Genomic DNA, 13781 nt, shown 5'->3' with positions numbered 1-13781 from the left:
GTGCGCTACCCCGGTGCCACGGTGACGACCGCGGTGAGGCCGCCGCCCGGGGTGGCGTCGAGCGACAGCGTGCCGCCGGCGTCGTCGAGCACCTGCGCGACGATCGCCAGCCCCAGACCGGTGCCCGGCACGTTCTGGTCCCGCGGCGAGCGCCAGAAGCGCTCGGTGGCCCGCCGCCGCCCGGCGGGGTCGAGCCCGCGGCCGTCGTCGGCGACGGCGAGGCGGTAGCCGCCGTCCGGGGCCGCGGCCCCGCGCACGGTGAGGGTGCGCCCGGCCGAGAGCCGGCAGGCGTTCGCGACCAGCTCGTCGACGGCGGCGGCGAGCCCGCCGGTGGGTTCGCGCACCGTGGTGGCGGTGTCGGCCAGCTCGGCGGTGAAGGCCAGCCCGGCGTCGTCGGCCACGCCCCGCCAGATCTCGGCGCGCCGCCCGAGCGCCCCGGCGACGGTCGCGGTGCCCGCCGGGCGGTCCCGCAGTGCGGTCGCGGCGAGCATCCCGTCGACGACCGAGCTCATCCGGTCCAGGTCGTCGACGGCGTCGTCGTAGGTCGCGCGGGCGTCCGGGTCGCGCTCGGACAGGTGCGGGGCGAGGTTCTCCACCGACAGCCGGGCCGAGGCGATCGGGTTGCGCAGCTGGTGCGCGGCGTCGGCGACGAAGCGCTGCTGGCGCTCGATGGTGCGGTGCACGGCCTCGACCATGTCGTTGAACCCGGCGGCGAGGTGACGCAGCTCCGGCGGGCCGCCGGCCGGGGCGGCCCGGGCACCGAGGTCACCGGCGCGGACGGCGGCGGCGCTGCGCTCCAGGTCGGTGACCGGCCGCAGGATCCACCGCGTCATCGGGCCGACCGCCCCGATCACCAGGGCCGCGACCAGGGCGAACAGCCCGCCGAGCAGGGCCCAGTCGCGCAGGATCTCCCCGCGGACGGTGTCGGTCGGCACCGCGAACACCAGCGCCGCGACGACCTGTGAGTCCCGCCCGACCGGCGTCACGACGATCTCGTCGGCGGTGTCCCACGGCCATACGGTGCGCTCCAGCGGCGGCAGCCGCCCGGCCATCGCACCGGTGAGCCGGGGCAGCGCCGCGTCCGGCGGGCTGCCCGCGTGCCCGGGCCCGGTCGCGTGCAGGACGTGCTGCTCGCGGTCGAGGAACCAGACGCCGGTGTCGTACAGGTCGGCGTACTCGTCGAGCTCGGCACGCAGCCGAGCCAGGTCGGCCTCCAGTGCGGTGCCGCCGGTCAACGCGGTCAGCGCCAGCACCGAGAACCGCGACGCGTCGGCGAGCCGGTCCGAGACCAGCGTGGCGGTGTGCCGCTCGGCGACCGTCGCCGCCGTCGGCACCAGCACCCCGAGCAGCAGCAGGACCAGCAGCGGGGTGACCGCGACGACGAGCCGTCGCCTCACGGCCCGGCCTGGTAGCCGACCCCGCGCAGGGTACGGATCCGCAGGTGCCCCTCGACCTTCCCGCGCAGCGTCGCCATGTGGGTGTCCAGGGTGCGTGAGCGCGCCTCGGACGGGGCCGACCACACCCGGTCGAGGATGACGCCGCGCTCGACCGGGCCGTCGTGGGTGAGCAGCAGCGCCAGGACGGCCGACTCGGTCGCGGTGAGGGCGACCGACCAGCCGTCGTCGGTGTCGGACAGGGTCCGGGCGGTCGTGTCGAGCTCGAGCGACCCCCGCCGGTGCACCACCGGCGCCGGTGCCTCGCGCAGGGCGCGGGTCCGCCGGCTGACCGCCTCGATCCGGGCGAGCAGCTCGGCGAGGCTGAACGGCTTCACGACGTAGTCGTCGGCGCCGGCGCGCAGCCCGACGACCCGGTCGGTCTCGCCGTCCTGCGCGGTGACGATCAGGACCCCGGTCGCCGGGTGGTCGCGCAGCCGTCGCACGACGGCGGAGCCGTGCCCGTCTGGCAGCCCCATGTCGACCAGGGCCAGGTCGGGGACCTGCTCGGCGATGGCCTCGTACGCCTCGGCGACGTCGGCGGCGCGCACGACCCGGTAGCCCGCGCGCAGCAGGGCGCGCACGAGGCCGCGGGCCACGCGGTCGTCGTCCTCGACCACCAGGATGCGCACGAGGCCCAGGATAGTCCGACAAGGCAGACAAAACGCGCAGAAAGGGTGCCCGGAGGTCTGAACCGCCCGGAGTCGGGTAGGCGGCGCGGATGGTCGTGCCCGAGGAACCCGTGACGGTGTCGCTCCCGGCCGGGGCGGCGCTGTCCGGGCTGTCCGCCTACGACGTCTGGGTCCGCTACGCGGGTCTCGGCGGGACCGGCACCGAGCACGACGTCGCCGACATGCTGACCGACCCGGCGGCGGGTGCCCGGGCCGACCGGGTCCTGCTCGCCCGGGTGCTCGACGCACACCTGGTCGTGCTGGGGTGCCGCCGCCGGGTGCGCCCGGACACCGGCGACGACCCGGCCCCGCCCGCCGGCCCGCCCGCCGTGTCCTGACCCGGCGGGCTCAGCCGCGCACCGACCGGGCGAAGCCGACGACGTCGCGCACGGCGTGCGCGTAGACGTCGGGCATCGCGTCGCGGAACAGGATCATGCCGACGTGGCAGAGCCCCGGGTACACGAGCCCGACCGACGGCACCCCGGCGGCGAGCAGCCGACGGTGGTGGGCGAGCCCCTCGTCGCGCAGCGGGTCCAGCTCCGCGCACGCGATCACGTGCGGCGGGAGCCCCTGCAGGTCCTCGGGGCCTGCGGCCGCGGCCCAGCAGGTCGGGTCGTCGGCGTGCGCGGAGCCGGGGTCGTAGACCTCGGCGAGCAGCGGGAACAGCTCCCGGTTGAGCCAGTAGCGGTCGTTCTCCCACAGCGACGCCAGGTCCGCGGGCGGCCGGTCCCAGGACCCCAGCACGTAGGGGCACTGGGCGTAGACCCCGGCGATCCGCCCGGACCAGCCGTCGCGCCCGGCCCGGATCGCCAGCCCGAGCGCGAGGTTCGCCCCGCCGGAGTCCCCGGTGACGACGACGTGCGTGCCGCCCAGCTCGGCGAGGTGCTCGTGCACCCAGTGCAGGCCGGTGACGCAGTCGTCCAGGCCCGCCGGGAACGGGTGCGGCCCGAGCCGCCCGCCGCCGTTGCGGTACTCGACCCCCACGACGACGGCGCCCTCGGCGGCCAGCTCGTCGCGCCAGCGCACGTAGAGCGGTCCCTCGGCGGCCAGCATGACCATCCCGCCGCCGTGGACCTGGTAGATCACCGGCAGCGGCCCGTCGACGCCGGTGGGGCGGTGCACGTACAGGGTGATCGGGTGCCCGTCGGCGCCCGGGACGGTCCGGGTCGTGCGGTCGACCCCGGCCAGCGGGGTCCAGCCCGTGGCGAGCGCGGCGAACAGGCCCTCGAAGCCCTCCTCGGCGGCGTCGACGAAGCCGAGCAGCGCCGGGCGGCCCGCGGTGCGGTCGAGCGGGGCGTCGTCGGCGTGCCCGGTCAGGCCGAAGCCCTCCAGCACCGCGACCATCCGCGGGTCGGCCCGCGGGTCGTCGCCGATCGTCGTCGCCGGGTCCCCGAGCCTGCCGGGTGCGCGGGTGGATACGGAGGCGTCGGTGCTCATGCGGGCTCCTCGGGCAGCGGGTGGGCGCCCGATCGTGTCCCGCGTCACACGCGTCCGTCAACGGCGTCGTCGCGCCGCGCCGGGACCGCCGGTTCGAGCAGGTGGACCTCCCGTTCGAGCTCGCCCATCCGGTCCCGCTTCACCGGCGGCGGCTCGGGCACCGGGCCGCCCTCGCGGATGACGCGCACGGTGTCGGCGAGCCGGTCCACCCGGCGCAGGATGCCGTTGCGGTGCAGGAACCAGGCGAGGAACCGGGTCAGCACGGCGACCGCGAGCGCGATGCCGACCGACAGGTAGTCGCGGAGGCGGATCTGGTTGATCTCGTCGATGCGGTCGTCGAGCAGCTCCCGCTCGCCGGTCCGCATCTGGTCGACGCGGCTGCGGATGCCGTCCATGAGGTTCTTGCCGTAGGCGAGGTCCTGCCGGATCTCGCCGTCGGTGTCCCCGCCCGCGGCGACGACGTCGCGCTGCCGGGCCAGGTCGATCATCTGCTTCGACGTCAGGTCCTGCAGCTCGGCGATCCGGGCCAGCTTGTCCGTGCGCGGCTTCTCCCCGGGCTCCGCCGCGGCCAGCGACTCCAGCCGTCCCAGCACCGTCGGGAGCTCCGCCGACGCGTCGGTGAAGGGCTCCAGGTACTCCGTGCGCCCGGTGAGCTGGTAGCCGCGCACACCGGTCTCGGCGTCGACCATGAGCGTGGTGAGCTCGCCGAGCGAGCCGGTCATCTCGAACTTGCGCTGGATGTCGGTCTCGATGTCGACGCGCTGCAGGTTCCCGGTCAGGGCCAGCCCGGCCGAGATCAGCACCGCGACGAGCGGCAGGCCGATCGTGATGCGCCCCTGCACGCGCATGGGGAGGTTGTTCCAGTACCGCAGGACGGGTCGCGCCGGAGCGCTCAGGGTGTCGCGAAGGCTCCTGGCCACGGCGGGAGTCTACGGACGGGTGATGCCGGCCGGCCCGTCCGAGTGGCGGCGGCCGCCGGGGGTGGCCGACTCCGCTATCCCGGGTGCCGGTCGTCGACCGCTCCCGCGGACCGTTCGGCCGTGTCGGGCGTCGACGACGCCCGGACGACGGCCAGGGCGGCGTCGACCAGGCGCCCGGTGTCGGTCGCGGGGTCGAGGGGGGCGCCGAGCTGCGCCCACACGTACGCGGGGTAGATCACGAGCTCGACGAGCTGCAGTCCGCCCACGCCCGTCACGCCGGCGGCCTCCAGCATCGCGCGGAAGTCGTCGACGCGCGGCTGCATGATCGTCATGACCTCCTGCGGGTCCGTCGAGGCGCGGGAGGCGGCGATCAGCGCACGGAGCATCCCGAGTGCGCGCGGGCCGCGCAGGCTGGTCAGGAGGCGGCCGACGTAGTCGGTGAGGTCGGCGTGCAGGTCGCCGCTCGCCGGGACCGGGGACGACGTCTGCACGTCACCGACCACGGCGTCGAGCAGCAGCGACTCGATGGTCCGCCATCGCCGGTAGACGGTGGTGGGGTGCACCCCGGCGCGCTCGGCGACCGCGGGGACGGTGAGCTCCGCGTCCGGGTCGGCGAGCGTCTCGCGGACGGCGGCGAGGACGGCCTCCCGGGTCCGCGCGGTGCGTCCACCCGGGCGTATCGATCCGGTCGTCTCGGGCATGCGGCCACAGTAATGCATCGCCGATTGCGTTTGCAGGCGTTGTCGGTCTACCGTTAACGCAGTCGGAGTTGCATGAGTGGGGAGAACGCGGATGGCACACGCACTCGTCGTCGGGGCCGGGATCGCCGGCGAGACCCTGGCCGTCACCCTGGCCCGGGACGGATGGCGCGTCACCGTGGTCGAGATCGCGCCGGCGCTCCGTACCGGTGGTCAGACGGTCGACCTGCGCGGGGACTCCCGCCAGGTCCTGGTCGACCTCGGGCTGATCGACGAGGTGCTCGGGCACCTCGTGCCGCAGCGGGGAATCGCGTGGATCAGGGCCGACGGCAGCCGGACGGCCGCGATGCCGGTCGAGGCCTTCGGCGGCAACGGGCTCATCTCGACCGAGGAGCTCCTCCGGTCCGACCTCGCCCGCGTGCTCCACGCGGCGGCCCGTGACGCGGGCGTCGAGCACCGGTTCGCCGACACCGTCGAGCAGCTCACCGATACCGCGGACGGTGTGGAGGTGCGGTTCCGCTCCGGCTCCGCGGAGGTGTTCGACATCGTCGCCGGGGCGGACGGGTCGCACTCCCGGATCCGGTCCCTGCGCTTCGGCCCGGAGCAGGCGTACCGGCGGCCGCTGGGCCTGGCCCACGCCTGGTTCACGCTGGAGGAGGGGCCCGGCACGCCGCCGCTCGACGGGTGGGCGCTGTCCTACAACGAGCCCGGGTGCCGCGGGCTGACCGCGCGGCCCGGGCACGCGGGGCAGCAGGAGGTCGGGATGACGTTCGCGGCCTCGGCCGTCCCCCGCGACCGGGACGCGCGGCTCGCCACGCTGGAGGACGCCTTCGGGGGCGCTGGGTGGCGGGCCGCGGAGTTCCTCGCCGCCGCACGCACCGCCCCGGACCTCGCACTCGACACCTACGACCAGATCCACGTCGACGGATCCTGGTCCGACGGGCGGGTCGTGCTCGTGGGCGACGCCGCCTGGTGCGCGAGCCCGCTGAGCGGACTCGGCACCGCGCTCGGTCTGTGCGGAGCGGCGGAGCTCGCCGCGGCGCTGCGGGGGCATGCGGTGTCCGCGGAGCCGACCGCGGAACGGATCCGGGCGGCCTTCTCGACGTTCGAGGCCGCGATGCGGCCCCGCGCGACCGCCGCGCAGAAGCTCCTCCCCGGGCGCGTCCGCATGGTGGCGCCGAGGACCCGGTGGGGCATCCGGGCCAACGCCCTGCTGATGCGGATCGTGCAGGCCCGCGTCCTCCTGCCGCTCGTCGCGTTCCTCGCCGGCGGTCGCGGCCACGACGACGCCGCCACGGGTGCCGGGCCGTCCGTGCGCGGCCGGTCCCGCCACGCCGGGTGACGTGTGGGGTGCGCTCAGACCCGGCGTTCCGCGAAGGCCCCCGCGACGAGCGCGACGGTCCGGTCGGTGTCGTCGGCGAGCCGGCGGAGCACGTCCTGCGGGCCGGGGCCGGGCAGCTCGACCAGAGCCTGTGCGACCCGGATCCGGGTCGCGGGGTCGGTGCCGTCCAGGTCGCGGGTCAGCGCAGCGAGAACGTGCCCGGTGGTCGCCGGGTCCTCGTGCGACAGCAACGCGAGGATCTCCGCGGCCTCGACGTCGTCGACGCCCGCGCGCACCATCGCCACCAGCTCCGGGACGGCTCCGACGCCGCCGGCCCGCCCGACGGCCGTCGCGACGCGGCGACGCACCACCGGGTCCGGGTCGGCGAGGGCGTCGACGAGCGCCGCGTGCGCCGCCGGGGACGGTGCGGCGTCGGCCAGCGCGTCGGCCGCCCTCCGCCGGACCCCGGGATCGCCCGAGCGCAGACCCGCCGCGAGCGCGGCCACGGCCGCCCCGTCCGGGTCGCCCGCGCGGGCCACGGCCCGGCGCAGGGCCCAGCGCAGCGCGCCCGCGGCGTGCGGGTCGGTCTCGGCGAGCAGCGTGCGGGCCAGCACCTCCGCGGGCAGCGCGGGCCCGTCGCCCGCGGCCAGCGCGGCCTGCTGGCGGCGCCCCGCCGTGGCCGAGGCGAGCTCCCGCAGCAGCCCGACGACGTCGGCGACCTCCGCCCACGTCCCCGGCCCGGCGGCGTCGACGGTGCGCAGCCGGGCGAGCAGCTCCCGGTCCCGTTCCAGGCGCTCCTCGGTGGCCCGGACCAGGTCCGTGACCAGCGCGGACGGGTCGAACCCCGGGTCGCTCAGGGCGTCGCGGACCTGGGCCAGCGAGAGCCCGAGCGTCCGCAGACCCTCCACGTGGAAGAGCCTGCGGACGTCGGCGGGGGAGTACTCCCGGTAGCCGCCGACGGTGCGTCCGGTCGGCCGGAGCAGGCCGACGGCGTCGTAGTGGCGCAGCATCCGCACGCTCACCCCGCTGCGGCGGGCGACCTCCCCGATCAGCACGACGCCACCTCGTGTCCCGGGCCGAGCGCGACCACCCGGCGGGCCTGTTCCACGGCGTCGTCGAACCCCGCGTCGGGGTCGGCGCGCAGGAGCAGGGTGGCCCGTGCGTGCGTCGCGACCGCCGGGTCCGGGGCGGCCGCGGCCCGGGCCAGGACGGCGTCGGCCGCCTCGCCCAGGTCGGTCAGCGCCCGGGACAGGCTCAGCCGCACCGCCCGGTCGCCCCGGCCCAGCTGCCGGCCCAGCTCCGCGGCGAGCGCGGGCCGGCCGTCGGCGGGGACGAGCACGACGGCGGTGCGCCACGCGGTGCGGGCGACCTCGTCGTCGGGGTCGCGCAGCAGGGCGGGGGTGACCCGGGCCGCGCTCGCCGGGTCGGCGATCTTGGACAGGGTGTGCAGCGCCTGGGCCCTGGCCCGCGGCCGCGGCGAGTCCAGCTCGACGTACAGCCGGGGCAGCACGGTCGCGGCGGGGAGCCGGGTCAGCGCCCAGGACAGCATGTCGCGGACGAAGAAGTCCGGCTCCTCGCCGCAGCGCACCACCAGGGCGTCGAGCAGGGCCGGGTCGGCGGCCGACCCGGCGGCGAGCGCGGCCCGCAGCCGGACCGACGGGTCGGTGGCGGACAGGGACGCGGTGATGTCCGGTGGTGTCATGACCGCCACCCCAGCGCCTGTCACGGTGTCAGGGTCAAGCCCGCCGCGCCGCGGGCGCACGCGACGGCGACGGCGACCACCGGATCGCGGGGCTCGCTGCGCCCGGCGAGGACGGCGCGGTCCACGGCGGTGGTGATGCCGCCGACGACGAACCCGGCGACCAGGTCCGCCTCCCGGGCACCGCGGTCGAGCAGGAACGCCCGCAGGTCGGTGACCAGCACGTTGTCCGAGAGCGCCTCCCGGCCCGTGACGGGCCTGCCGTGGAACAGCGCGTCGTGCAGGGCCAGGTCGTCGAGGTAGCCGTGCACGACGCCCGCGGTCCACGCCGCGAGCACCTCCCCGGGCGGTGCGCCCTCCGGCGCCGCGTCGGCGGCGGCCCTGGCCCGGCCCAGGATCCCGTCGGTGAACCGCTGCTCCAGGGCTGCGACCAGCTCGTCCTTCGAGGCGAAGTGGTGGTAGACCGCGCCCTTGGAGACACCGGCGCGGGCGGCGACGCGGTCGATGCTCGTGCCGCCCACGCCGTGCTCGACGACCAGCTCGTGCGTGGCGTCGAGCAGCGCCGCCCGCCGCTGCGACGCCGGAAGGGTCCGGCTCACGCGGGTACCGCGACGTGGCCGGCGACCCAGACGTCGAAGGCGGTGAGGAACCCGGTCAGCAGCTCCCGCACCGCGTCGGACCGCAGCGTCCCGTCCGTGCCGAGCATCTCGTCGCTGCCGCCCAGGTAGGCCTCCGGCTGCTGCATGGTCGGCATGTCCAGGAACACCAGCGACTGCCGTAGGTGGTGGTTGGCGCCGAACGCGCCCATGCGCCCCGGGGACAGGCTGACGATCCCGGCGGGGCGCCCGGCGAACACGTTCCGCCCGTGTGGGGCCGACCCGACGTCGACGGCGTTCTTCAGCGGCGCGGGCACCGACCGGTTGTACTCCGGGGTGACGAACAGTATCGCGTCCACCGCGCGGACCTCGGCCCGGAAGCGGGCCCACGGCGCGGGCGGCGGGCCGTCGTCGAGGTCCTCGTCGTAGAGCGGCAGGTCGTCGATGCGCAGCGGGCGCAGGGTGAGACCGGCGGGGACCAGCCCGGCCATCGCCGTCGCCACCTTCCGGCTGACCGAGTCGCGCCGGATGCTGCCCACCAGCACCCCGGCGGTGAACCCGTCGGTCGCGGGGGACGTCGAGTCGCTCATGCCGAAAGCGTAGCCGACCGACCGTCGGTCGGTCGAGAGTCAGTGCTGCTCCAGCCATGGCCGCAGGTGCTCGCGGTCGTAGCCGACGCCGGGCGGGATCAGCGTGAGCATCCGCCGGACCCGCTCGGCGGCGTCGCGGGTGAGGTGGAAGTCGTCGTCACGGGTCATCGGCTGCTCCGGGCCGAACCGGCGGGCGGCCCCGACGATGTGCGGCACCTCCGTGCGCAGGTCGTCGAGGTCGTCGCCGGCGACGGCGGGGTCCAGGCCGGCGTCGCGCAGTCGCTCCCCGGGGTGGGAGAGCTGCTCGGTGAGCCAGCCCCACGGGTCCGCGGTCAGCCCGGGGGAGAAGACCCGGTCGCTGGGCTCGACGCCGTCGAAGTGGGGGTGCACGTGGGCTGCGGCCCACGCGCCGGGCCGATCGGTGCGGTCGAACAGGTCGGCCCGCCAGAACGGCGTGTCCACGACCAGCCGCTGCGCCGCGGACTCGCTGCCGCGGTGCGGCTGCGGGTCGAGCAGGAGCAGCTCCACCCGGGCGCCGCGTTCGGTCGTGGCGTCCGGCCCGATCTCGAACCAGCGCCGCACCTGTACGGCGAGCCGGGTGAAGGAGAAGGTGATCAGCACGGGTGGGCTCCCGGTCGGCTGGTGGCGAGCGTCGCGGCGAGCTCGGCCATGTCGGTCACGTGCAGGTCGACGCAGTCGTCGTCGGCGGGCGGGTCCCCGCCGGGGCGGGGCAGGTACGCGGTGCGCATCCCGGCCGCCGCCGCACCCCGAAGATCCCACGCGTGCGCCGCGACGAGCAGGGTCCGCCCGGGTGGGGCCCCGGCGAGGTCGACCGCGAGCCGGTAGACCGCCGGCGCGGGCTTGTAGGTGCGCGCGTCCTGCGCCGAGAGTGCCTGGTGCCAGCGCAGCCCGGCGCCGGCGGCGAGGCGCAGCAGCGTCGTGCGGCTCGCGTTCGACAGGCCGACCACCGGGAACGCTCGGGCGAGCCGGGCCAGGCCGTCGGCCGAGTCCGGCCACGCCGGCAGCCGGGTCCCGGCGTCGCCGAGGGTCGCGACGACGTCCGGGTCGTCGACCCCGGCGGCCCGCGCGACGACGGCCGCGGCCTCGGCGTCCAGCACGTGGCCGGGCACGAACGCCCGCCCGCCCCCGACGATGCGCTCCTGCTCGCCCGCGACGTGCGCCTGCCACAGCCGGGCCAGGTCCGCGGCGGTGTCCTGGTCCATGCCGGGCACGGCCGCGGCGACCGCGTCGCGCAGGCCGGACGGCTCGTCGACCAGCGTGCCCAGCACGTCGAACACGACGACGTCGATCGTCATCAGCGGCTCCCCGGGATCGTCCGGCGACGGCGTCACCGGTTCGACTGGTGACGCAGTTTGCGGGACCGATGCGTCACCGGTCAAGATGGTGACGTGGGTTTCGCGTTCGTGAGCGGCAGTGCCGCGCTCGACCTGGTCGGCACCGTCACCTGGCGGCGCACCGACCCGACCGAGCTGCTCACCGGGCCCGCCGACCTCGCCCGCTGGCTCGACGCCTGCGCCGACCTCCCGGACGGCGTGACCGTGACCCCGGAGGTCCTCGGGTGCGCGCGGGACCTGCGGGAGGCGGTCCACCGGCTCGCGACCGACCGGCTGGCCGGGCGGGCGTTCGACCCCGCCGCGCTGGCAGTCGTCAACGGCACGGCCCGCGGTCCCGGCCTGACCGTGCAGCTCGACGACCACGGCACCCGCCGCACCGGCGACGCCGACGCCGTCCTCGCGGAGCTGGCGCGCGACGCCGTCGCCGTCCTCGCCGACCGGGACACACCGGTGAAGGAGTGCGGCCGGCCCGCCTGCACCCGGCTCTACCTCGACCGCTCCCGCGGCGCGCGGCGCACCTGGTGCGGCATGGACGAGTGCGGGAACCGGGTGAAGGCGGCCGCCTACCGCGCTCGCAGGAGGACGATCACCGGCTGAGCTGCCAGGGTGATCCGATGACGACCGTCGAGCCGAGCTCTGATCTGGCCCGGGCCCAGGGCACCGACTTCTTCTCCACGGAGGACTGGCTGACCGACGACGAGCGCGCGATCCGCGACCGGGTGCGCACCTTCGTCGACGAGCGCCTGGTCCCGGTGGCCAACCACTACTGGGAGGCCGCGGAGTTCCCGCGCGAGCTGATCGAGCCCTACGCCGCGCTGGAGGTCGCGGGCGGTTCGGTGCGGGGCCACGGCTGTCCCGGGATGAGCGCCGTCGCCGAGGGACTGGTGACCACCGAGCTGGCCCGCGGCGACGGCAGCTTCTCCACGTTCAACTCCATCCACGGCGGCCTGGTCATGTCGGCGATCGACATGCTCGGCTCGGAGGATCAGAAGGAGCGCTGGCTGCCCCGGATGGCCCGCTGCGAGCTGCTCGGCGGGTTCGCCCTCACCGAGCCCGACCACGGCTCGGACGTCGTCCGGCTCGCCACCGCCGCCCGCCGCGACGGCGACGAGTGGGTCCTCGACGGCCGCAAGCGCTGGATCGGCAACGGCACGATGGGCGACGTCGTCATCGTCTGGGCGCGCGACGAGGAGGGGAACGTCGGCGGGTTCGTCGTCGACCGCAGCGAGGGCGAGCTGCCCGGCTACCACGCGTCGGTGATCACCGGGAAGACCAGCAACCGGGCGCTCTGGCAGGCCGACATCCACCTCGACGGCGTCCGGATCCCGGCCGACGACCGGCTGGCCGGCGCCCGGACCTTCGCCGACACCAACAAGGCGCTCACCAAGAGCCGCCAGGCCATCGCCTGGGAGGGGCTCGGCCACGCGATCGGCGCCTACGAGTACGCACTGGCCTACGCCCGCGAGCGCGAGCAGTTCGGGCGCCCCATAGCCGGGTTCCAGCTCGTCCAGGACAAGCTCTCGCACATGCTGTCCGACATCACCGGGATGCAGCTGACCTGCCTGCGGATGGCCCAGCTGCAGGACCAGGGCCGGGTCGGGATCGAGCACGCGGCGCTGGCGAAGCTGCAGACCGCCTCGGGCGCGCGGCGGGTCTGCGCGATGGCGCGCGACATCCTGGGCGGCAACGGGATCCTGCTCGACCACCACGTCGCCCGGCACCACGCCGACATGGAGGCCGTCTACACCTACGAGGGCACCGACACGGTGCAGTCGCTGATCGTCGGGCGGGCGGTGACCGGGCTGAACGCGTTCTCCTGACGGCCCCGCACGAGGCCCCGGCGCGGGCGGGGCCCCGGAGCGGACGTCAGGCCGGGGTGATGACCACCTTGAGCGCCTGGTTGGCCGCGGCGTTCTTGAACACGTCGTAGGCCTCGTCCATCTGGTCGAAGGTGAACGAGTGGGTGCCCATCTTCTCCGCCGGGATCCGCCCGCCGGCGACCATCTTGAGCAGCGTCGGGATGGAGACGGTGTCGACCAGGCCCATCGTCAGCGTGACGTTGGAGATCCACATGTCCTGCATGGGCAGCTCCACCGGGGTGCCGTGGACACCCACGTTGGCGATCGTGCCGCCCGGGCGCACCAGCGACGCCGCCGTCAGCAGCGTCTCCGGGTAGCCGACGGCCTCGATCGCGACGTCCACGCCGAGCCCGTCGGTCAGCGCGGTCACGTCGGCGACGGTGCCCGGCCCGACCTCGACGCTGTCGGTCGCGCCGAACTCGATGGCCTTCTCCAGCCGGAACTTGTTGGAGTCGATCGCGATGACCTTCGACGCGCCCCACAGGCCGGTCGTGAGGATCGCCGAGAGGCCGACCGCACCCGCGCCGACGACGGCGACGGTGTCACCCGGCCGTACGTTCCCGGCGAGCACACCGACCTCGTAGCCGGTCGGCAGCGAGTCGGCGAGGAAGATCGCCTGCTCGTCGGTGACCGACTCCGGCACGGCGTAGAGCGAGGTGTCGGCGTAGGGGACCCGGACGTACTCGGCCTGGGTGCCGTCGATGAGGTGGCCGAAGATCCAGCCGATCCCGCCGACGGTCTGGCAGTGCGACGGCATGCCGCGCTGGCAGTAGTCGCAGCGGCCGCACTTGGTGATCGCCGGGACGAGGACGCGGTCGCCGACGGCGAAGCCGGACACGGCGTCACCGACGGCGGTGATCGTGCCGACGGCCTCGTGGCCGAGGATGCGGCCGTCGGTGACGGCCGGGACGTCGCCCTGCAGGATGTGCAGGTCGGTGCCGCAGATCGTGGTGGTGTCGACCTTGACGATCACGTCGGTGGGGTCCTGGATCGTCGGGTCCGGGACCTCCTCCCAGGCCTTGGCGTCCGGTCCGTGGTAGACGAGTGCCTTCATCTGCTCACTCCGTTGGTCGCAGGGGGTGCCGAGAGCGTCGGCGGGCCCGACGCTAATGCGGGAGTGCGCATGTGACTGTCCCGTTCTGGGACGACTCCGCGGGCGGCACGACCCCCGGCGACGGCCGTGTGTCCCGGTCCCGGGACAC

General features: G+C 75.6%; 16 protein-coding genes. 4 read left to right on the top strand and 12 right to left on the bottom strand.

From position 1 onward, the window contains the following. Nucleotides 1–5 precede the first annotated feature (5 nt). Both KPL60_RS34400 and KPL60_RS00760 read right to left on the bottom strand, forming a co-directional pair. The gene (locus KPL60_RS34400) at nucleotides 6–1397 is read right to left on the bottom strand and encodes a HAMP domain-containing sensor histidine kinase (protein ID WP_226364564.1); all 1392 of its coding nucleotides are present in this window, start codon (nucleotides 1395–1397) and stop codon (nucleotides 6–8) included. Further along, a complete protein-coding gene (locus tag KPL60_RS00760; protein WP_226364563.1) occupies nucleotides 1394–2065 on the bottom strand; it encodes a response regulator transcription factor in 672 nt (223 codons plus the stop codon). Before KPL60_RS00760 ends, KPL60_RS34400 begins: the two co-directional genes overlap by 4 nt. 95 nt (nucleotides 2066–2160) lie before the next feature. On the opposite strand from KPL60_RS00760, the gene KPL60_RS00755 reads away from it, so the two are divergent. Further along, nucleotides 2161–2442 (top strand): hypothetical protein, encoded by a 282-nt coding sequence (locus tag KPL60_RS00755; RefSeq protein ID WP_226364562.1) that lies wholly within the window; start codon nucleotides 2161–2163, stop codon nucleotides 2440–2442. 10 nt (nucleotides 2443–2452) lie between these two features. On the opposite strand, the gene KPL60_RS00750 is transcribed toward KPL60_RS00755, so the two are convergent. From KPL60_RS00750 to KPL60_RS00740, 3 genes are all read right to left on the bottom strand, one after another. Further along, a complete protein-coding gene (locus tag KPL60_RS00750) occupies nucleotides 2453–3541 on the bottom strand; it encodes an alpha/beta hydrolase fold domain-containing protein (RefSeq protein WP_226364561.1) in 1089 nt (362 codons plus the stop codon). A 44-nt stretch (nucleotides 3542–3585) separates the two neighbouring features. Continuing rightward, nucleotides 3586–4461, bottom strand: coding sequence for a CHASE3 domain-containing protein (locus tag KPL60_RS00745; protein ID WP_226364560.1), 876 nt, complete (start codon nucleotides 4459–4461; stop codon nucleotides 3586–3588). 74 nt (nucleotides 4462–4535) lie between these two features. Then, nucleotides 4536–5162, bottom strand: a complete 627-nt coding sequence (locus KPL60_RS00740) for a TetR/AcrR family transcriptional regulator (RefSeq protein WP_226364559.1) — start codon at nucleotides 5160–5162, stop codon at nucleotides 4536–4538. A gap of 91 nt (nucleotides 5163–5253) precedes the next feature. On the opposite strand from KPL60_RS00740, the gene KPL60_RS00735 reads away from it, so the two are divergent. Further along, nucleotides 5254–6501, top strand: a complete 1248-nt coding sequence (locus KPL60_RS00735) for an FAD-dependent monooxygenase (RefSeq protein ID WP_226364558.1) — start codon at nucleotides 5254–5256, stop codon at nucleotides 6499–6501. Between the two features lie 14 nt (nucleotides 6502–6515). Here the strand turns inward: KPL60_RS00735 and KPL60_RS00730 are convergent, their stop codons facing one another. Genes KPL60_RS00730 through KPL60_RS00705 form a run of 6 tightly spaced genes read right to left on the bottom strand, consistent with a single transcriptional unit; the run spans nucleotide 6516 to nucleotide 10681 of the window. Continuing rightward, entirely contained in the window at nucleotides 6516–7535 is a 1020-nt protein-coding gene (locus KPL60_RS00730; protein WP_226364557.1) for a MerR family transcriptional regulator, read from the bottom strand. Next, on the bottom strand, nucleotides 7529–8182 hold the full coding sequence (locus tag KPL60_RS00725; protein ID WP_226355051.1) for a HEAT repeat domain-containing protein: 654 nt from the start codon (nucleotides 8180–8182) through the stop codon (nucleotides 7529–7531). The genes KPL60_RS00730 and KPL60_RS00725 overlap by 7 nt, the downstream gene beginning before the upstream one ends. Before the next feature lie 20 nt (nucleotides 8183–8202). Further along, nucleotides 8203–8778: a TetR/AcrR family transcriptional regulator gene (locus KPL60_RS00720; protein ID WP_226364556.1), complete on the bottom strand. Its 576-nt coding sequence runs from the start codon at nucleotides 8776–8778 to the stop codon at nucleotides 8203–8205. Further along, a complete protein-coding gene (locus KPL60_RS00715; RefSeq protein WP_226364555.1) occupies nucleotides 8775–9365 on the bottom strand; it encodes an NADPH-dependent FMN reductase in 591 nt (196 codons plus the stop codon). The genes KPL60_RS00720 and KPL60_RS00715 overlap by 4 nt, the downstream gene beginning before the upstream one ends. A 39-nt stretch (nucleotides 9366–9404) precedes the next feature. Continuing rightward, nucleotides 9405–9986, bottom strand: coding sequence for a hypothetical protein (locus KPL60_RS00710; protein ID WP_226364554.1), 582 nt, complete (start codon nucleotides 9984–9986; stop codon nucleotides 9405–9407). Further along, nucleotides 9980–10681 carry a haloacid dehalogenase type II gene (locus tag KPL60_RS00705; protein WP_226364553.1) on the bottom strand — a complete coding sequence of 234 codons (702 nt, stop codon included), beginning with the start codon at nucleotides 10679–10681 and terminating at the stop codon, nucleotides 9980–9982. The genes KPL60_RS00710 and KPL60_RS00705 overlap by 7 nt, the downstream gene beginning before the upstream one ends. 93 nt (nucleotides 10682–10774) lie before the next feature. Here KPL60_RS00705 and KPL60_RS00700 point away from each other — a divergent pair, with 93 nt between their 5' ends. Both KPL60_RS00700 and KPL60_RS00695 read left to right on the top strand, forming a co-directional pair. Next, entirely contained in the window at nucleotides 10775–11317 is a 543-nt protein-coding gene (locus KPL60_RS00700) for an ABATE domain-containing protein (protein ID WP_226364552.1), read from the top strand. A gap of 17 nt (nucleotides 11318–11334) precedes the next feature. Continuing rightward, nucleotides 11335–12540, top strand: coding sequence for an acyl-CoA dehydrogenase family protein (locus tag KPL60_RS00695; protein WP_226355056.1), 1206 nt, complete (start codon nucleotides 11335–11337; stop codon nucleotides 12538–12540). A 46-nt stretch (nucleotides 12541–12586) separates the two neighbouring features. Here the strand turns inward: KPL60_RS00695 and KPL60_RS00690 are convergent, their stop codons facing one another. Then, complete coding sequence (locus KPL60_RS00690; RefSeq protein WP_226355057.1) at nucleotides 12587–13633, bottom strand: alcohol dehydrogenase catalytic domain-containing protein; 1047 nt, start codon at nucleotides 13631–13633, stop codon at nucleotides 12587–12589. Nucleotides 13634–13781: the final 148 nt, after the last annotated feature.

Origin of the sequence: Pseudonocardia sp. ICBG162 (assembly GCF_020496225.1) — a bacterium.
GTDB lineage: Bacteria > Actinomycetota > Actinomycetes > Mycobacteriales > Pseudonocardiaceae > Pseudonocardia > Pseudonocardia alni.
The sequence above is the reverse complement of the archived record's forward strand: the minus strand, read 5'-3'. Positions and strand labels throughout refer to the sequence as shown.